Origin of the sequence: Pseudoalteromonas sp. AOP31-A2-14, from assembly GCF_052378035.1 — a bacterium.
Taxonomy (GTDB): domain Bacteria; phylum Pseudomonadota; class Gammaproteobacteria; order Enterobacterales; family Alteromonadaceae; genus Pseudoalteromonas.
In genome coordinates this window covers 250,001-270,000 of the sequence record NZ_JBQSXI010000001.1, presented here as the reverse complement: position 1 = coordinate 270,000, position 20,000 = coordinate 250,001, and the positions used below count along the sequence as shown (strand labels likewise).

Annotated in this window: 16 protein-coding genes (1 of these 16 cut by a window edge); 10 read left to right on the top strand and 6 right to left on the bottom strand. The window is 39.5% G+C overall.

Annotated features, from left to right (window positions below):
• Window positions 1-1,047: the 5' portion of a guanosine-5'-triphosphate,3'-diphosphate diphosphatase gene (gene gppA / locus ACT3S9_RS01220; RefSeq protein ID WP_441993144.1), read on the bottom strand. It extends 447 nt beyond the left edge of the window; only the first 1,047 of its 1,494 coding nucleotides appear in the window; it begins with the start codon at window positions 1,045-1,047; its stop codon lies off the left edge, out of view.
• A 45-nt stretch (window positions 1,048-1,092) separates the two neighbouring features.
• Entirely contained in the window at window positions 1,093-2,370 is a 1,278-nt protein-coding gene (rhlB, locus tag ACT3S9_RS01215) for an ATP-dependent RNA helicase RhlB (protein ID WP_444750661.1), read from the bottom strand.
• A gap of 90 nt (window positions 2,371-2,460) precedes the next feature.
• Between rhlB and trxA the strand changes: the two genes are divergently transcribed.
• Entirely contained in the window at window positions 2,461-2,787 is a 327-nt protein-coding gene (trxA, locus tag ACT3S9_RS01210) for a thioredoxin TrxA (RefSeq protein ID WP_441836606.1), read from the top strand.
• A gap of 177 nt (window positions 2,788-2,964) precedes the next feature.
• Complete coding sequence (gene rho, locus ACT3S9_RS01205) at window positions 2,965-4,224, top strand: transcription termination factor Rho (protein WP_441993143.1); 1,260 nt, start codon at window positions 2,965-2,967, stop codon at window positions 4,222-4,224.
• A 69-nt stretch (window positions 4,225-4,293) separates the two neighbouring features.
• Here the strand turns inward: rho and ACT3S9_RS01200 are convergent, their stop codons facing one another.
• A complete protein-coding gene (locus ACT3S9_RS01200; RefSeq protein WP_441994478.1) occupies window positions 4,294-7,113 on the bottom strand; it encodes a tetratricopeptide repeat protein in 2,820 nt (939 codons plus the stop codon).
• 66 nt (window positions 7,114-7,179) lie between these two features.
• Here ACT3S9_RS01200 and ACT3S9_RS01195 point away from each other — a divergent pair, with 66 nt between their 5' ends.
• The 3 genes from ACT3S9_RS01195 to ACT3S9_RS01185 are packed head-to-tail and all read left to right on the top strand — an operon-like array spanning window position 7,180 to window position 7,757.
• On the top strand, window positions 7,180-7,464 hold the full coding sequence (locus tag ACT3S9_RS01195; RefSeq protein ID WP_441993140.1) for a DNA-J related domain-containing protein: 285 nt from the start codon (window positions 7,180-7,182) through the stop codon (window positions 7,462-7,464).
• On the top strand, window positions 7,446-7,598 hold the full coding sequence (locus tag ACT3S9_RS01190) for a DNA-J related domain-containing protein (RefSeq protein ID WP_441993145.1): 153 nt from the start codon (window positions 7,446-7,448) through the stop codon (window positions 7,596-7,598). The genes ACT3S9_RS01195 and ACT3S9_RS01190 overlap by 19 nt, the downstream gene beginning before the upstream one ends.
• Before the next feature lie 30 nt (window positions 7,599-7,628).
• On the top strand, window positions 7,629-7,757 hold the full coding sequence (locus tag ACT3S9_RS01185; protein ID WP_441993139.1) for a DnaJ domain-containing protein: 129 nt from the start codon (window positions 7,629-7,631) through the stop codon (window positions 7,755-7,757).
• A 17-nt stretch (window positions 7,758-7,774) separates the two neighbouring features.
• On the opposite strand, the gene dbpA is transcribed toward ACT3S9_RS01185, so the two are convergent.
• The gene (gene dbpA, locus ACT3S9_RS01180) at window positions 7,775-9,163 is read right to left on the bottom strand and encodes an ATP-dependent RNA helicase DbpA (protein WP_441994480.1); all 1,389 of its coding nucleotides are present in this window, start codon (window positions 9,161-9,163) and stop codon (window positions 7,775-7,777) included.
• A 200-nt stretch (window positions 9,164-9,363) separates the two neighbouring features.
• Between dbpA and ACT3S9_RS01175 the strand changes: the two genes are divergently transcribed.
• The 3 genes from ACT3S9_RS01175 (at window position 9,364) to ACT3S9_RS01165 (ending at window position 14,678) form a co-directional block, all read left to right on the top strand.
• Window positions 9,364-11,460 carry a TonB-dependent siderophore receptor gene (locus tag ACT3S9_RS01175; RefSeq protein ID WP_441994481.1) on the top strand — a complete coding sequence of 699 codons (2,097 nt, stop codon included), beginning with the start codon at window positions 9,364-9,366 and terminating at the stop codon, window positions 11,458-11,460.
• Window positions 11,461-11,589: 129 nt separating this feature from the next.
• Window positions 11,590-12,990, top strand: a complete 1,401-nt coding sequence (locus ACT3S9_RS01170; protein ID WP_441994482.1) for a M20/M25/M40 family metallo-hydrolase — start codon at window positions 11,590-11,592, stop codon at window positions 12,988-12,990.
• A gap of 374 nt (window positions 12,991-13,364) precedes the next feature.
• A complete protein-coding gene (locus ACT3S9_RS01165; protein ID WP_441993346.1) occupies window positions 13,365-14,678 on the top strand; it encodes a hypothetical protein in 1,314 nt (437 codons plus the stop codon).
• Between the two features lie 49 nt (window positions 14,679-14,727).
• On the opposite strand, the gene ACT3S9_RS01160 is transcribed toward ACT3S9_RS01165, so the two are convergent.
• The gene (locus ACT3S9_RS01160; RefSeq protein ID WP_441834063.1) at window positions 14,728-15,645 is read right to left on the bottom strand and encodes a DUF808 domain-containing protein; all 918 of its coding nucleotides are present in this window, start codon (window positions 15,643-15,645) and stop codon (window positions 14,728-14,730) included.
• Window positions 15,646-15,765: 120 nt separating this feature from the next.
• Here ACT3S9_RS01160 and ACT3S9_RS01155 point away from each other — a divergent pair, with 120 nt between their 5' ends.
• The gene (locus ACT3S9_RS01155) at window positions 15,766-16,050 is read left to right on the top strand and encodes an MliC family protein (RefSeq protein WP_441834062.1); all 285 of its coding nucleotides are present in this window, start codon (window positions 15,766-15,768) and stop codon (window positions 16,048-16,050) included.
• 54 nt (window positions 16,051-16,104) lie between these two features.
• Here the strand turns inward: ACT3S9_RS01155 and ACT3S9_RS01150 are convergent, their stop codons facing one another.
• Complete coding sequence (locus tag ACT3S9_RS01150) at window positions 16,105-18,705, bottom strand: EAL domain-containing protein (RefSeq protein ID WP_441834061.1); 2,601 nt, start codon at window positions 18,703-18,705, stop codon at window positions 16,105-16,107.
• A 283-nt stretch (window positions 18,706-18,988) separates the two neighbouring features.
• Between ACT3S9_RS01150 and ACT3S9_RS01145 the strand changes: the two genes are divergently transcribed.
• Window positions 18,989-19,957 (top strand): IS30 family transposase, encoded by a 969-nt coding sequence (locus ACT3S9_RS01145; RefSeq protein WP_086959932.1) that lies wholly within the window; start codon window positions 18,989-18,991, stop codon window positions 19,955-19,957.
• Window positions 19,958-20,000: the final 43 nt, after the last annotated feature.

The following is a 20,000-nucleotide window of genomic DNA, read 5'->3' as shown; positions in this document are numbered from 1 at the left end:
CCCCCATTGCTCATTTACTTTTTCTGCAAGCTGTAAGGATAATTCAGCAACACGATCTGCTTGTTTTTGATCAACATGGTATCTAGACATAAAGGCATCAACTGTGCGTTTACGAATATCATGGTTATGAAATTCAGGGATCATGCTATATAGCACCCCCTCACGCAGCGCTCCGCCTGCCAATCCCATTCTTTCAATCTCGAGCGATTCAAATAGTGCAATTAAAATTGCAAGCCCAGAAACAAATACCAGTCTGCGCTCTTCGCTTAATCCGGGTAAATCTAGATCATTTATGGTTTGATACTCAATTGACTGAGCTTTAATGGTTTGTAACTTTTTGAGTGTTAATGAATCACTTAGGTTTTGCGCTATCATTATTTCTTGAATAGCTTGTACGGTACCTGAAGCACCAGAGGCGACTTCCCAACCTGCAATTTTATAGTCTGCAGCGATATCGTCAATCACTAATCGAGCAGCCTTAATGGCTGCATTATAATTAGCCTCATTTAGCTTATAGTCTTTAAAATAACGCTCAAGGTAGGTAACACAGCCAATGTTTAGGCTTTTGTAGTGTAAGGCACTAAAACCCTTACCAATAACGACTTCGGTACTTGCGCCACCAATATCAATGACTAGCTGACGTCCAACACACGAAGAAGTATGTGCCACCCCTTTATAGATTATACGTGCTTCAAGTTCACCACTAATAACATTGATTTTATGGCCTAAGATTTGCTCGGCCTTTTGCTTAAATATATCAGCATTAGTCGCTAGGCGTAGAGTAGCTGTTGCGACTATAGTGATATTTTTTTTCGGGATATCTTGCAAACGTTCAACAAACAGAGCTAAACATTCCCAGCCTCGCTGCATTGCTTCATAGCTTAAAACATTTTCATTATTTAAGCCCGCAGCAAGTCTGACTTTACGTTTAACGCGACCAATAGTTTGTAAGCCGCCAGCAATTGATTTAGCTATCAACATATGAAAGCTGTTTGAACCTAAATCAATAACTGCATAAACATTCTTTTGCGGTTTAAGTTGCGCCACCGTTCAAAAACCTCTGGTTACTATTACAGTTAAACTAACGGTCGTTTATGACCGTCCTTTTTGATAACTATTATTTGGGCGACGTCCGCTGTTGTTACTGCGATTACGTGGGCCTGTAGAAAAGTTACGCTTTCTATGAATAGTAGGTTTAGTTAAATCATCCAGTAATGCTGTTTTATCGTAATGTGATAAAGGAATACTGTGATCTATATACTCTTCAATTTCATGCAAGTTATATGCATATTGCTCACATGCAAAACTAATTGCATGGCCCGATGCACCTGCACGACCTGTACGACCTATACGGTGTACGTAATCTTCACAGTCATCTGGTAAGTCAAAGTTAAATACGTGACTCACTTCTGGAATATGTAATCCACGCGCAGCAACATCAGTTGCAACTAAAAAGTCTAGTTCACCCTTGCTGAATTGCGCTAATATTGATTGGCGCTTTTTCTGGTTCACATCACCAGTTAGCATTCCAACGCGGTGTCCATCAGCTTTTAACCATGCATAAACTGTTTCACAACTGTGCTTAGTATTAGCAAAAACAATAGCTTTGTCTGGCCATTCTTCCTCAATTAAAGTTAATAAAAGCTTAATTTTATCTTCTTGTGAGGGTTGGAATAATTCTTCTTGAATGTGCTTACCTGTTTTTACGTCAGGCTCAATTTGTACATGCTCTGGGTTGGTCATATGTTCAAAAGCTAACTCTTGCACACGATACGATAGAGTTGCAGAGAATAGTAAGTTTAAACGCTCTGCAGTATCTGGCATACGGCGGAACATATAACGAATGTCTTTTATAAAGCCTAAATCGAACATACGATCGGCTTCATCAAGTACCACGACTTCGATTTCATTAAGGGTATAATACCCTTGCTTATATAAATCGATTAAGCGCCCTGTTGTGCCAATTAAAATATCAACGCCTTTTTCTAACTGTGCACGTTGTTTTTCGTAATCTTCGCCACCATATACTAAACCTAAGTCAAGATTACATTGTGGCGCTAAAATTTTTGCATCTTTGTGGATCTGAATCGCAAGCTCCCGAGTGGGGGCCATGATCAGGGCTCTTGGATGTTTACTAGGTGTTTTGCTAGATTGTAATAACCGATGACATGTGGCGGTTAAAAACGCCAACGTTTTACCTGTACCCGTTTGTGCTTGACCCGCAATGTCGCGGCCATCACAAATAAAAGGTAGGCATTTAGCTTGAATGGGCGTGCAATATTCAAACCCATTTTCGGTTAATCCGGCAACCACTTCCGGTGCAATAGCAAAGTCTGAAAACTTTTTATCGGTCAAATGTGTCTTAGTCATAGCGTTTAAGCATAACGTTTAAACTTGCAATAAGAAACAAGAGTGTTTAAATACCCATTAAATAATTCGCCTAACTTACCGGAGAGCGCAATGAGCGAAAAAATGATTCAATTAACTGACGACAGTTTTGAGGCTGACGTATTACAATCGGACAAGCCTGTATTAGTTGATTTTTGGGCAGAATGGTGCGGACCTTGTAAAATGATCGCCCCAATTCTTAATGAAATAGCAGATGAATTTGACGGCCGTGTAACAATTGGTAAATTAAATATCGACCAGAATGCCGGGACTCCACCTAAGTTTGGTATTCGTGGTATTCCTACGTTACTGCTTTTTAAAGATGGCCAAGTTGCTGCGACTAAAGTTGGCGCACTTTCTAAAACTCAACTAGTTGAGTTTTTAGAAAACAACATCTAAAAGTCAAAAAAAGGGCTTTTTGCCCTTTTTTTATATTTATTTTACTTAAATACTGGACGCCCACGCGGCGACCTGCTAGTTTATAAAACCAACTAATCCTTAGTTATATTCAACGAACCTCACTCAACTTTCAAAATTGATTTTGAGTATGACAACTGTAATAAAGAACCCACCAATATGCATTTACGCGAATTAAAAGACAAGTCGATAAAAGAGCTTGTAAACTTAGCTGAGTCCATGGGGCTCGAAAACGTAGCCCGCTTAAGAAAGCAAGATATAATTTTTGCTATCCTTAAGGCCCACGCCAAAAGTGGTGAAAATATTTTTGGCGGTGGTGTATTAGAAATTTTGCAAGATGGTTTTGGTTTTTTAAGATCATCAGAAGCTTCTTACTTGGCCGGCCCAGATGACATTTATGTTTCACCTAGTCAAATTCGTCGTTTTAGTATGCGTACTGGTGATTCTATTATGGGGCTTATCCGTCCACCTAAAGATGGTGAGCGATACTTTGCTTTATTAAAAGTAAATGAAGTAAACTTTGATAAACCTGAAAACTCTCGCACTAAAATTCTTTTCGAAAACCTTACTCCTCTACATGCCAATGAACGTTTACGTATGGAACGTGGTAATGGTAGTAAAGAAGATATAACTGCTCGAGTACTTGATTTAGCTTCACCAATTGGCCGTGGCCAACGTGGTTTATTAGTAGCACCGCCAAAAGCGGGTAAAACCATGTTACTACAAAACATTGCGCAATCGATTAGCTACAACCATCCAGATGCAACATTAATGGTACTTCTTATTGACGAACGTCCTGAAGAAGTAACTGAAATGCAACGCTTGGTAAAAGGTGAAGTAATCGCATCAACATTTGATGAGCCAGCGAGTCGCCACGTACAAGTAGCTGAAATGGTTATCGAAAAAGCTAAACGCCTAGTTGAACACAAAAAAGATGTGATCATCTTACTCGATTCAATTACCCGTTTAGCACGTGCTTATAACACCGTTATTCCTTCATCAGGCAAAGTGCTTACTGGTGGTGTTGATGCCAATGCATTACACAAACCAAAACGCTTCTTTGGTGCTGCACGTAATGTTGAAGAAGGCGGTAGTTTAACAATTATTGCGACTGCACTTATCGATACTGGCTCGAAGATGGATGAAGTTATCTACGAAGAGTTTAAAGGTACTGGTAATATGGAATTACACTTAAATCGTAAGATTTCTGAAAAGCGTGTATTCCCTGCGATTGACTTTAACCGCTCAGGTACTCGCCGTGAAGAGTTGCTAACTAAAACTGACGAACTGCAAAAAATGTGGATTCTTCGTAAGATTGTTCATGATATGTCAGAAATAGACGCCATGGAATTTTTAATCGATAAGTTATCAATGAGCAAAACTAACAACGAATTTTTTGACTCAATGAGACGTCAGTAATAATTCAAACTGTTATTAATGCTTAATAAAATGCCTGTTTAATACAGGCATTTTTGTTTTAAGAGCGACTTAAGAGTTTAAGGCTTCACCATCAAGAGCAAGCAATAAGTTTCCCACTGCTTGTTCTAAACTCTGATAAGCTACTTCACTATTGCCTTTAGATAATAACCGATCTAATACTAAAGCACATTGGGCCAGCTCATCTAAATTGAACATTTGTGCGGCGCCTAGCAATCGATGACTATCTTGTTTTAAAGCGGCCAAATCGGCATGCTTAAAGTGGCTTTTGATAAGCTGCGATTCATCACCAAAGCTTTTACTAAAACGACTAGCTAAATCACTCAAATCAATTTTTGGGGTATCCAATACATCTGTTAACACTGTGCAATGCGTTGCAAGTGCATTATAAAATGCAAACTTATCTATCGGTTTACTTAAGTAGCCACTAAACCCAGCATCCAAATAACCTTTTATTTCATGGCTCATAGCATTAGCAGTTAACGCATAAATAGGCGCGTTAAAGCCACATTCCTTTAGTAAATTGAGTGCGCTCATACCATCCATTACCGGCATTTGAATATCTAACAGCACTAAATCAGGAAACTCTTTCAAACATAACTCAACAGCTTGCTCACCATTTTCACAACTAATAACATCAAGCCCAAAAGACCTTAAATAATGCGCGATGAGGCGAAGGTTATCCGGATGGTCTTCTGCTAGTAATACCCTCCCTTGTAACTTAGTTAATGCATCTGGCAACTCTAAGGCAGTTTGTGTCTTATTTGGCTGTTGCTCTTTACAAGGTAAATAAAAACCAAAAGTGCTGCCTTGCGCTGCTTCACTCTCAACATTGATATACCCCCCCATCATCACCGCCAGCTGCTGCGATAAACTAAGGCCTAACCCTGTCCCCCCAAAGCGGCGCGTTATACTGTTATCGGCTTGTATGAAGCAATCAAAAACCACTTCTACTTGCTCATTATCCATACCTATGCCGGTATCAATAACATTAATTTGCACACCTTGATTTGTAGACAACAACTGAATCGTCACCGAACCTTTGTTGGTAAATTTTATGGCATTTGCGCATAAATTAATAAGAACTTGTTTTACACGTATATAATCAAGTTGCACCCAAAAGCTAGGACCCACCTGGTTATCTAACAATAACTGCAGTTGCTTACTTTTTGCTTGCGGTTTAAACATAGCAAACAAATCTAAAAGCAAATAACTCAAATCAAACTCGGTTAAATGAAGCTCAAGTTTACCTGCTTCAATTTTACTCAAATCAAGTACATCATTGATCAAACCTTTTAAGTGATCGCTATTTCTTTGAATTACTTTTAATTCATTTTGCAATTGCTCAGGAGGATATAAGCCCTGAATAAGATGGTCAGTTTGGCCTAAAATGGCCGTTAATGGGGTGCGTATTTCATGGCTTATATTAGCTAAAAATTGACTTTTAACTTGATTAGCTTGGCGCAGCTCTTGAGCTATTGTTTGCAACTCTTCAGTGCGTTGCTGTACTTTTTCAGCTAATTGAAATTTTGCTTTTTTTTCCATTGAACGACGATAAAGTGCCACTGCAGTGATCACCACCAGCATCACCACAATAGTGAGCATAATTGTTAGCTGTGTTTGTTTTGTCGTTTCTAACCTCTGCAAATTGCGCGCTTGCTTAAGTTCTTTAATTTCTTGGTTAAGCCTATTCGCCTCAAACTGAGTTTGAAAAGCGTTCAACGCTTGTAGTACCTCTCCACTAGTAGTGCTACGTTGATGATCAATAAATTCGTTATGTAGTGTTACTGCACGTTTATAATCACCCAAGCTTGCGCTGAGCAATGCTTGCATCCCAAGACCATCTTTAATTATCAGTTCATCTTTGTACTCTTTTGCAAGGCTTAGTGATTGCGTTAAACTCGCTTGAGCTTGAGCAATATCACCCAAAGCCAACTGAACTTTACCAAGCACATGCAATGCGGCTAATAATAATGACTTATTATTAGCCTGAGTAGCATAGTCACGCCCTGCTGTCGCATGTATTTCAGCCACTTTCAGTTTATCAAGTACTAGGTTGATATTTGCTAGGTTAGTATTTGTTCTTGAAAGTGCAAGTTTATCTTGTTGAGTTTGATAGTAACGCAGAGCCAATTGATAATAATGAAGTGATAATGGATATTGTTTTGACTCACTGTAAGCAACCCCCATATTACCGTAAACCTGGGCTATTGCGTTTTCATTACCGAGTTTTTGAAATACCTTAAGTACTTGGCGGTACATATCAAGTGCAAGGTCGTAGCGAGATAAACGAATATACACGCCTGCAATGTTATGCAGAATATCGGCTTTATCTTGTGCACTGCCTTCTAATTCATAAATATCTTTAGCGCGTTGATAGTAATCTAAGGCCAACTCCATGTTATGCATTTTAAAATAAGCTAAGCCTATATTGCTCAATAAATTAGCTTGCTCTATTTTATCGTCCATTTGTTTAGCTAAATTTAAGGCACGGCCATATTCAATTGCAGCACGTTGCATTAAGCCTTGGAAGTAATAACAAACCCCTTGCATTTTCATCGCCCGAAAATGCTCTTTGGGTAAGTGATCAAGTGCTGTACTTTGCTCTAATAATTTAAAGTATTTTAAGCCATTAGAAAAATCCTTATTGCTAAAAGCTTCATCCGCTAACTCTTGATAAATAGTTATTTTTTGACTGCTAGGTAATTTTTCACCAGCTAATAAAACAGTTGCAACACGTGTTTTTTCTTGCCAATTTTGCTCAGTTTCAAACTGGGCAAAGCTCACTTCTTTTGCATAGCTCTTAGGCATCGCAAAGGTAAAAAGCAGTAAAAAAATAAAAGGTAGTCGTTGCTTAAACTGACTTGGCATTAATCAATCCTTAATCTTTAGCAGCAGTAAAAGCTGTGTTAGGGTCTTCAAGATACACTAATTGCTATGCTGCAAACAATGCTTAACCCACTGATAGATGAGATTTTTGGACTAATTTTTAACGGTCAAGTTTGGCAAGTCCACTCTTTGGCAACAAAGTTAAAAAGCCAAGGGGCTATTAGCGTTTTAGATAGCTTACCTGAACGGGATTTATTCAAACGTAATTTTTTGATGATGAATGCGCTATACCAACTACAGCAGCTACAAATATCAGGCCTACATATAAAGTTAATAACTAAGGCCACTAATTTGCACTACAAAAATCTGCTCCACTGCGAGATTACTATTTAAATTGGCGCAACTTTGAAACATCCAACGCCAATATTGACGAGCTATTAAGCCAATTTTGGCAATGCTTTACTCGTTCCACCCCACCTAGAATACCATTAACCACTAAGCAACGAAAAAAGTTATTTAAGTATTAGCGGCTTGCAGATGACCGCACAATAAAAGAAGTGCAAAAGCGCTGGCGACAATTAGCGATTAAATACCACCCTGATAAGGCTAGTGGTAACAAAGAACGGTTTAAAATACTGAAAAGTAAATATGAGCAACTCAAGTCAAGCTGCTCTGTAAAAGGTTAACTTTTTTAAGAGTTAACTTAACGCGTTAAACGACGAGCGCGAATTTTACGCCCCTTAATATTGCCTTCAGTAAGTTTACGCAATGCAGGCTTTGAACTATTACGCTCAACAGCAACAAAAGCCACGTTATCTAGTACATTGATTTTACCCACTTGGCGTCCCGCGATACCATCCTTACCGGTTAATGCCCCTAAGATATCACCTGCGCGTACTTTTTGCTTTTTGCCTGAGTCAATCATCAATGTCACCATTTCTGGTTTATAAGGTGGCTTTTCAAGCAAGTTGAACGGTGGTAAAGGTTCTGGTAAAAAATCACATTCGTAGTGATCACCAATTTGCGCCACTTTAAACTGCTCCGCATCGCCGTAAATTGAACAGGCAATACCTTTTTTACCCGCGCGACCTGTTCGACCAATACGATGAACGTGAGTTTGTGTGTCGTGAGCTAAGTGATAGTTAATCACCATATCCATATCGTCAATGTCTAAGCCTCGGGCAGCAACATCGGTTGCCACTAAAATAGAAGCGCTTTTATTAGCAAAATGAATAAGTGTACGTTCGCGATCTCGCTGCTCTAAATCACCATGCAATGACACTGCGCTGAACCCTTCATCAGCAAGATCATCGCACACTTGTTGCGTTTCAACTTTGGTATTACAAAACACAACACAACTAGTTGGCTGAAATTTTAATAACAATAACTTTAAGGTGTTAAAGCGCTGTTTATTATTTTCCATTTTATAAAAGTACTGCTTAATCGTACTTTTTTCTTGTTCTTCTTCCACTTTAACTATGACAGGATTACTCAGCACACGCTTAGCAATGGCTTCAATCGCTCTTGGAAAAGTCGCACTGAATAACAACGTTTGGCGCTGCTTTGGAATACGCTCAATAATAGCATCCAAAGTATCTTGAAAACCCATATCGAGCATTTGGTCAGCTTCATCAAGGACTAATGTTTCAACATCATCTAAACGCAATGTGCCTTTACGAATGTGGTCGTCCACACGCCCAGGCGTACCAACAATAATATGTGCACCATGTTCAAGCGATCCAATTTGCGGGCCAATCGAAACACCACCGCATAAAGTAAGCACTTTAATGTTGTGAATACCGCGCGCTAATTTACGCATTTCGACGGCAACTTGCTCGGCAAGCTCCCGAGTTGGACATAAAACTAATGACTGAATACGAAAACGTTTTACGTTCAGTTTAGCTAACACCCCTAAGCTAAATGCGGCAGTTTTACCTGAGCCTGTTTTAGCTTGGGCAATAATATCTTTACCTTCAAGGACTGGCGGTAAGCTTTGCGCTTGCACCGGTGTCATTTGGCTGTAGCCAAGCGTTGATAAGTTATCAACAAGTTCAGATGGTAAAGATAACGATGAAAAAGCAGTTGTGGTCACAATGAATCCTGAAAAAATAAACAAGCTAATGAGGTCTGCACCTCAATTTTAATAACCTGCATAATAGCAGAATAACTAAACAGCCACCATCTGAGGCGATGATTAAAACAAATCTCAGAAAGCTATTGAAAATGACATTTATTTTCATTAACATCTGCATCACTATTTAAAGTACAAACAATACAACATGGAAGCATATAATGAAATTAAGCCCGCTGTACCTTGCACTTATTACAACAATCACCTCGGCTCAAGCCGCGCAAAACAATGACAATCTAGAGCGCATTGAAGTAAAAGGCAGTTACTTCAACGACTACAAAGTAGATAACGCCACTGGCGCAATGAGAACCTCAACCTCATTACTCGATACCGCACAATCAGTCACTGTTATTACAGATACAATTGTAAATGAGCAACTAGCAACCACCTTAGGTGAAGTACTAAGTAACGATGCGAGTTTAACGCCAGGATCTAAGCAACGTAATCGTGAAGTATTTAACTTACGTGGTTTTAAGTTAAGTTCATCAACCGGCTACCTGCGTGATGGCCACCAGCATTGGTCGCACTATCAACAACCGATTGAAATACTTCAACAAGTTGAAGTTATTAAAGGACCATCAAGTATTTTATATGGTCAATCAGGTCCTGGTGGCTTAGTTAACATGGTGACTAAAAAGCCAACTGCGCAAACATTGTTTAATGCCAGTGCAGATGTAGATCAACATGGCTCTACTCGCTTTATGGTTGATGCAGGTGGTGCACTCACTGAAGCTGAAGATTTACGTGCTCGCGGTATTTTAGTAAAGCAAGATGTTGATTATTGGCGTGAATACCAAAATGGTGAAAACCGTGAACGCGATCGCTTTTTAGGTGCATTAATTGTTGATTACGATATTAGCGATAACGCCTTAGTACGCGTACATTACGACCGCACAGATGACGAAGCCGGTTTAGATACGGGTGCCTGGATTGATAGTAATGCCAATGTAATTGGCGACGATAAAACAATTCGCGATATGTCTTGGGCGTTTACAGATATAACGGTAGAAAACCTAGGTGTTGACCTAGAAGTGTTTTTAACCGAAAACTGGCAAGTAAAACTTGGTTACAACGAGCAAACATTTGAGCGTCAACGTTTTGAGTCTGCGCCAAGTATGCCAAGTGGATTTGTTGAAGGCGACAGCTACACCTCAGAACCTTACGATCGTTTTGATGATTGGCAGTTTAAAACCGCCTTTGTTGACTTTATTGGTGAATTTGCAACAGCTGGTATTCAGCATCAACTTTTAATTGGTGCTAACTCGCTTGATTATTATTATGGCAAATTAAAAGTGCCTGAAGATCGTAAAAACACATCATATCATTTCGATTACACGGCTGGGCAAAACGAACCTGAACGTCCTAATATAAGCTACAAAACGGACGACACAATTAAATCATCTGCTTACGACTACTACGGGATTTATATCCAAGATTTAATTTCATTCTCACCAGAATGGCAACTATCGCTAGGTGGTCGTTACGATAAACAAAGTAAAGAAAACAGCAATAGCGAATCGTTCGTACCTAAAGTCGGCGTACTTTATCATCCACATGCATCTGCAACTATTTATGCCAGCTATACCGAAGGCTTTGAGCCACAAAAAGAAACGATTACTGACGAAGAAGATATCAACTTCGGTATGAAAATAGATGCTGTTACCTCAGAACAAAGAGAACTTGGTATTAAATGGCAGCTATTTGATGAGCGTTTAATGCTCAGTGGTGCAGTTTTCGATATCAGTAAAAATGGAACCTTGGTCACTGAACAACTTGAAGTACCTATGGGTTCAATTACAACTAAAACAACCCAAGTAGGCGAACAACGCCATAAAGGTTTTGAGCTAAGCGCACAAGGTGCCGCTACTGACCGCTTATTTGTTATGGCATCAACTATGTACCTAGACGCTAATTTTGAACGTGATGAAGAGTTTGAAGGTAAGCGCCCTACCGATGCCCCTAAATGGTCTGCATCACTATGGACTCGTTACGAATTAAACGACGTAATTGCATTAAACGCAGGTGCATTTTACGAAGGTGAGCGTTTTGCTGATAGTGATAACACCATTACTAAAGATGCGTACACACGTGTAGATGTAGGTGCAACGTATAAGTTTATTATGAGCAATACTGATATTAACTTACGTCTTAATGTTGAAAACTTGTTTGATACTAACTACCTTGGCGGTGGCGGTACTAACAACGTAACAGTTGGCGAAGGCACTAACTTACGTTTAGCGGCACAATTTAACTTCTAAAGCTTAACTAACCTAAATACCCATCCAAAGCCTGCATTAATAATGCGGGCTTTTTTGTCGCATTCTATTTTTACTAAGTTGTAATTAATGATTAAATAGTCGTTAATTTCTAACAAGCCAAGGTCAACCATGAAAAAGATCATCACTGGATTGCTACTAACCAGTAGTTTTTTTGCCAGCGCCGCAGAACCTGAATTTAGCGCAAAACAATTACAACAAGTCGCTGAGCTTCGAACCAACGCCAGTAACAGCGATTTAAGCTACCAATTACTTGAGTCTCTGACAACTAAAGTAGGCCCTCGTTTACCAGGTACTGAAAACGATAAAAAAGCGGTCGCTTGGGCAAAAGCACAATTTAAAGAACTTAGCTTTGATAAGATATGGCTTGAAGAAGCTACTTTTCCAGAGTGGCGCCGTTATAGCGAAAGTGGCAAAATTTTAACGCCTAGCAAGCAACCCCTGCACTTAACGGCATTAGGTCATAGCGTAAGCACACCTAAAGACGGGATCACTGCTGAAGTCGTCTTATTTGAAACGCTAGATGAGCTTATCGCCGCCCCTGCTAACAGCTTAAAAGGCAAGATTGCCTACATAAATTACCGTATGAATCGTCATATTGATGGCAACGGTTATGGGCCTGCGGTACGTGCACGCTCAACAGGCTCTGTAGAAGCCGCTAAAAAAGGCGCAATAGCTTATATGATGCGCTCGGTAAGTACAGCTCATCACCGCTTTGCTCACACCGGTGGTAGTCATTACAAAGACGGCGTAACTAAAATACCTAATGTTACTATTGCCAACCCTGATGCAGACCAAATTGCTCGACTAATCGCACTAGGTGAAAACGTAAAGGTTAATATTAACGTACAAACCGAAGATTTAGGCCAAGGGAAAGGCTATAACGTGATTGGCCAATTTAATGGCACCGAAAACCCTGAACAATATGTGCTAATTGGTGGTCACCTTGATTCATGGGACTTAGGCACAGGCGCACTCGATGATGGCGCAGGCGTTGCTTTAACAATGGCGGCCGCTAAACACATTAGCGAAATAAAACGCCCTAAACGCAGTATCCGTGTCGTGTTATTTGCCGCAGAAGAACTTGGTTTATGGGGCGCTAAAGCGTACTTTAAAAAACACCAAAATGATTTAGATAATATTGTTGCGGCTGCCGAGTCTGATTTTGGTGCTGATGTAGTGTATGGTTTTGAATCAAATGTAACAGCTGAGTCTTTACCTGTAGTGCGCGCTATCGCAGAGCAACTTGCACCACTTGATGTTGAATATATTGGTAAAAATGCAGCTCGTGGCGGCCCTGATTTAATACCGCTTAGAAGCACTGCCGGCGCTGCTATTTTCGACTTACATCAAGATGGGACTGACTACTTCGATTATCATCACACCGCTGACGATACTTTAGATAAAGTAGATCCTAAAAAGCTTAAGCAAAATACAGCGACTTACGCAGTATTCGCTTTTATGGCTGCGGATGCTAAAACCACTATGAAAGCAAAACCTGTCAGTGAGTAAGTAAACATATTTACTTATAATTTCCAGCTTGGTTTGCCCTTATTGTTAGGGCAAACACTACCCACTAAAAAATAATAGCCGCTTTTTATATTTAGTCATTTAACCCTAACTTGAATAACTATCACTATGGGGTATTCCATAGGTTTACTATAGTTAATTTGGCTATGCTGTTACTATGCGACTTTTAACTTGCGGATAGCTTACTTGACTATAAGCTGAATTAAGCTGAATTTTTACTAAACTTTTAAATCCAAGACCCATAACTAAGATAACAACTCGAAATAGCAATAAAATAAATTTATAGCATCACTATTTACACATAACTGGTTACAATATAACATTACTGATATATTATAACAAAACTATTAACACTTATGACTTTGAATTTTCAACATTTAAAAATGACTCTACTTGCTTCATCAATTGCACTACTGTGCGCATGTAACAGTGAAATTGATGATTTAGCTGCACAAAATAACCAACAAGGCTCCGAAGATACTGAGCACGATCATGTAGAGCTCACTTCAAAAGGTCGGCTCGCTATAAGCCACACCGATACTGCCAATGTGTCAATTTATGATACGGAAGAAAACCAACTATTAGAAATGTTCAATACCGTAAATACTGTTAGTGGCTTGTTTACAACTCCAGGTTACCGTTATGCGGTCGCAATTCAGCGTGATGATAACTATGTAGAGTTTATTGATGGTGGGTTATTTAGTGAAGAGCATGATGATCACTTACATGACTACCAACAAGCTCCTACCTTGTCTGGCTTTGCGCTAACTGATGAAAAACCGACACATTTTGATGTTAGTGAAGAGCAAGCGGCCCTATTTTTTGATGGCAATATAGATAGCGGTATTCCAGCTAGTTTTGCAATATTAACTGATGAATCAATTGAAGAAGGCCAAGTACTAGCACGCCATACATTTGATAATGCTATGCATGGCACAGCTCAAGTGCGCGGCGATTCAGTGATCACTACATTTAGAAGTGATAACACTGTAAGTGTACTTCCAAACTACGTAGAGCAGCTACATGTTCATGGTGATCACTATCATCAAGAGCAACGTTTTGAAGTGGACTGCCCATCTCTACATGGTAGTGCTCAAAACCATGAACATATTGCATTTGGTTGTGATGACGGCGTGTTGGTAGTCACTCAAGTGGATGAGAGTTTTAGTGCTCTAAAAGTAGCTAACCTTGACAGTTTTGCTGAAGGCGCACAGATTGCCTCTATCCAAGGTAGTGAGCACAGTGAGCTATTTTTAGGTATTGCTCAAAGTACTTTATTTTACACCATCGATGCTGAAAACAACCTAATGTCACAGCTCGATTGGCAACAAGATACTAATAACACCATACTTGCTAGTACACTTGATGCCGTCAGTGGTGAGTTTTATGTATTAGAAAGTGACGGCATGCTGTCAGTTTTATCAGCAGAAGATGGCTGGCAGGTAAGTGCTCGTTTTCAAGTTGCTGAACAACCATCAGCAAGCTACAGCATGACCGCTTCAGCGGCAGACGATACGCTTTACATCAGTGATAATAGCAATCAAAGCGTAATCAGTGTAGACACACATGAACAAACCTCAGAGACTATTTTAACGCTTGATTTCGTGCCAAATCAAATTACTTGGCTAGGTATTGCAAGTGATTCAGAACATGAAGATCACGACCATTAATCTCAACTCAGTTGAAGCTCATTTCCCATGCTAATCTTTACCGGCAAAGTTACTTTGTCGGTTTTTTTCTTTTAAAGATCGCCCAAGCATGATGCATTAACACCACAATCGCTCCAGCTAATACACCGAGTGAACCGTTAAAAATTAGCGGCGAAATAGTTTCACCAACCGTACCAAGATGCGTTAATGCATAGCTACTGACACTTTGCTGAGCATGATGCAGTACATTAATACCATGTACTAAAATACCGCCCCCCACTAAAAACATAGCCACAGTCCCTGCAAAAGCTAAAAAAGCCATTAACTTAGGCGCTGCAGCCAATAACCCTTTACCTATAACTTCCTGAAAACGACTACCTGTTTGCTGCGCTTTATTAGCTAGATATAACCCAGCATCATCGAGCTTAACAATCCCCGCAACTAAGCCATAAACACCAATGGTCATGATGATAGCTATTACACTCAGTACCAATGCTTGGTTAACGAGTGTCGCGCCTACAACCGTGCCCAAGGTGATAACAATAATCTCTGCTGACAGAATAAAGTCGGTACGGATTGCGCCTTTTACTTTTTGTTTTTCATATTCAGCTAAGCTTAGCTCCGCAGCCAATGACTGTGTTTGCTCTGGGTGTGGTAAAAACTTTTCAACGAGCTTTTCTGCTCCTTCAAAACATAAAAACAATCCACCCATCATTAATAACGGGCTTATCAACCAAGGCAGCCACACACTAATCAATAGTGCGGCGGGTACTAATATGGTTTTATTTAAAAAAGATCCTTTAGCAACCGCCCAAACCACTGGTAACTCTCGATCAGCACTAACTCCTGTCACTTGCTGTGCATTCAATGCTAAATCATCTCCAAGCACGCCTGCGGTTTTCTTCGTAGCGACTTTACTCATGGTCGCAATATCATCAAGTAAGGTGGTAATATCATCCAGTAAAGTTAAAAGGTTTGTACCTGCCATGACATTCCTCCCAATAGGTTTTATCGATAATATAAAATAGCTTAACTTATAACTTTCACCAACGGTTAATTTTGATTTGCTATGCTAGTTAAAAAATAGGATAAACAAAGGTACTTTATTATGTATAAAACACTATTAATCGCACTTGGCGTATTTGGAATTAGCGCATGTACCGAACAACCACAAACCCAAACATTTGCGTGTGATAACCAGTTAACCGCAACACTTACCAGTATTGATAATAAAAGCGCCACGCTAAAATATAACCAAAAAGAGTACCAATTAACGAAGAAAAAAGGCGCATCAGGTGTGAAGTATAGTAATGATAATGCTTTATTTTGGAGTAAGGGTAGCGAAGCAATGTTGATTATTGAGGGTAATAAACAAACCTGTAACTTACAGTAAAGCAATAAATTTAAGCCTTGGACTCGGATAGCAAGTGCATAACTAAAATCGAAGTTAGCCACTACCTTGTTGTTCAATAAATCCTTTTATGTATTTATCAAACTCATCCGCTGGTAGCGGCTTACTGTATAAAAAGCCTTGAATATAGTCACAGTTTAGGGATGATAAATAAGTTCTCTGCGCCGACGTTTCCACGCCTTCAGCAACAACCTCAAGGCGTAAGTTACTAGCCAAAGAAATAATCGCGCTCACCATCGCGCAATCTTCATTATTGTTTGGTAAATCTTTAACAAATTCACGGTCTATCTTTAACTTGTTTAACGGAAAGCGTTTCAAATAACTGAGTGATGAATACCCAGTGCCAAAGTCATCAATAGCAAGACCAACACCTAAAGCACGTATCGCTTTTAATTGCTGCAAAGTATTAGGGCTGTTATCTGCTAGTAAAGTTTCGGTGATTTCTAAAGTTAAACACTCTGCAGAAAGCTTATACTCTTGCAGCACCTCTTTCACTAATCGAGCAATATCTTGGCGAATAAACTGCACACTTGATAGGTTCACCGTTACAAAAAATTGCTCACCAAATTGGCCGCACCACTTAGCGGCTTCTCTGCATGCTTCTTTTAACACCCATTCTCCTATAGGAATAATAAGTCCTAAGTCTTCACAAATCGGAATAAACTCAGCAGGTGATACGTGACCAAGCTCGGGATTATACCAGCGCAACAAAGCCTCACAGCCAACTTTCTTTTTGTCGTTACTAACAATAGGTTGAAAATAAACCATAAGCTCATTATTGCTCAGTGCTTTATGTAAGGCATTTTCTAACTTACTACGAGCCGTTGCCTGTTCATGCAGACCCCGAGTGAAAAACTCATAGCAATTACGACCTTGCTCTTTTGCTTTATACATAGCACTGTCTGCATTTCGTAATAATATTTTTCGTTCGGTACTATCATCAGGATAAATGGTGATCCCCATACTCCCCGATACAAATACCTCTTGTTCACCAATTTGAAATGCAGAGCTAAGTGCTTTTAGTGCTTTTTTCGCTAACTGTTCAATATCACTAAGTGTATTAATACCTGGCAGTAGTAAAGCAAATTCATCCCCACCAAAGCGCGCAATTACATCCCGACTGCGCATGCAGGCCTTAAGCCTTTTTGCCGTCTCAAGTAAAAGTATATCTCCACTGTTATGCCCTAAGGTGTCATTCACACTTTTAAAACGGTCTAAATCAATAAAACAAATTGCGAGGCGTTTGTTATCAGCGTTTGCACGAATCATCTCTTGATCGAGCTTACTGTTATAGTGGTAGCGATTAGCAAGACCAGTTAGGTTATCAAAGTTAGTTTGTAACCACATTTCTTGTTCGTTTTCTTTACGCAGCGAAATATCGTTAAACAATGCCACATACACTTCTATTTGTTTTTCCTCATCAAAAACTACCGAAATATTCAACCAACACGGATAAATGCGGCCATCTTTATAACGATTCCATATTTCACCTTCCCAATGCCCTGTCTTACTTAATTGCGCATAAAGCGCTGTAAAAAATGAGGATTTGTGACGACCAGAATTTAATATTGCGGGGGTTTCTCCAAGCACATCACGCTCTTGATAACCTGTTATATGGGTAAACGCAGCATTAATAGCTTGAATTTTATTGTCACTGTTGCAAACCAAAATGCCTTCATTGGTGGTTGAAAATACGGTGCTAGCAAGACGCTGTTGTTGACGTGTTTCTAATTTTTCAGTGATATCACGAATTAAGTATATTTCACCTACTTGTTTCTTACTTTCATCTGTTACCGCGGTTATACGCACCTCACCCCAAAAGGCTTGCTCAGCTCCATTAAACTGACATTCACTATCAATGGTGGTGTTCTGTGGTAAGGCCTCCATGTATGAATAAATATTTTTACCTTTAAGCCCATTCCCTGTAGTTAGTTTTTGTACAGCCATAGTATTAGCCGCTAAAATAGTATGCTCAGTGTTTGTAAAAATAAGTAAATCATCAATACCATTAAAAATAGCTTTTAAGGTGGCACTGTCTTCTTGCGCTGACTTTTTAGCAGCACGCAAACGAGCCGCTAAAATAGCCAGAATAACCAGCATAATAAGCAACAAAGCTATTGATATAAGAGATAATGAAAATTGATCAGCACGTTTATTTTCTATTTCTTCGGTTTGGCTTGCAACCAACTCTTCGAGGTTTTCCTGGTAGTGCCACAACTCTTTTTCTAAGCTGCGCTGAGATGAGATATCATAAATAATAGAGAAGAGTAAGCGCCTGTTATTAAGCTTAAAAGGAGCTGAATAAACACTCACGGTACGGGTTTTACCACTGGCTAAACGGTGTTTAAAAACAAAGTAATTTTGTCCTTTGCTTAATGCGGCTTGGCGCTCCTGTGCGACTTGCTGCTCAGTAAAAATATTGATTTGCTGAATCTGCATTACTTGCAGTTGAGAAATGCTATAACCATAAAACTTAGCTGCCGCTTTATTAGCAAATACAATTTCCCCCGTTTGCGGTTCAACAACTAACATTACAGCACTGTGCTGAGCAAAAATTTGCTCGTCAATTATGTGTCCTAGAGTATCTACAGCAAATACCTGGCTTATAGGCATTACAAGTGCGAAAAATACAACCATGTTAAGCACTGCTTTTATAATAACCCCACCCATTAATTAAAAACTCATTTTACACACCTGCCGTAAACTATAGCCTATGTACTTAATAATGTAATAAAAACCATAACCTAAATATTCGATAAAAAACGACCTCACTACTTTAACAGCCAATTTCGCAAAAGTGGCTTTAGTTCGCTTAGTGCGCTTTATTGGGTACCTAAATTCGGATAATAAGTGCAATTTCTCAGATTAGATGGCCAGCTGTTATAATTCGGCCATTTTCTCGCCAAAGGAAATTGCTTTAATGAAATATAAACAGCTGACACAAGAAGAAAGATACCAGATTTACGCGTTAATAAAAGCAGGAAATAACCAAAAGCAGATAGCTGAAGAACTAACTCGTTCACCGTCATCTATTTCTAGAGAGCTAAAACGCAATAAAGGACTTAAAGGCTATCGGCCTAACCAAGCCAATAACTTTGCTGAACAAAGACGTAAGTCATCTTTCAAAGCAAGTAAGTTAACAGAGGACGTCACTCACTGGATTAATAAATTGTTGCATGACGGACTTTCCCCTGAGCAAGTGGCAGGCCGCTTAGCTTTAGAGAAACAGGTCGTTTTACATCATGAAACAATTTATCAATATATTTACAGAGACAAGGCTCGTGGTGGCAAGCTACATAAGACACTCACTCGTGCATGTAAAAAGTATAAAAAACGCTATGGAAGCTATGATAAACGTGGACAGATAGTTAATCGAGTCAGCATTGATGAACGCCCAAGTATTGTGGATTCAAAGTCTAGGATTGGTGATTGGGAGGGCGATACAGTGATAGGTAAAGGGCGTAAAAATGCGCTTGTCACAATGGTTGAACGTAAAACGTTATATACAGTCGTTCACAGAATTGAAAGCAAGCATGCGAAAATAACAGCCGATGCGCTGATCACGTGTATGACACCATATAAAGGTAAGGTTATTACCGTGACGTTAGATAATGGAAAAGAGTTTGCTCACCATGAGCATGTTGCACAAAAATTAGAAGCTGATGTGTATTTCGCTCATCCCTATTCATCATGGGAGCGGGGCATAAATGAGAATACCAACGGCTTACTTAGACGCTTCTTCCCCAAGGGAACTGACTTTATGGCGCTAAGTGAAGCAGAGATACAGGCGGCAGTTGATAAGCTCAACCATCGGCCAAGAAAAACAAGAGGGTATAAAACCCCTCATGAATTATTTACGGGGCAATCAGAAGTTCTGGTGGCTGCATAATGATTGCACTTAATACTTGAATTCAAGGTATAATGTTTTTAGT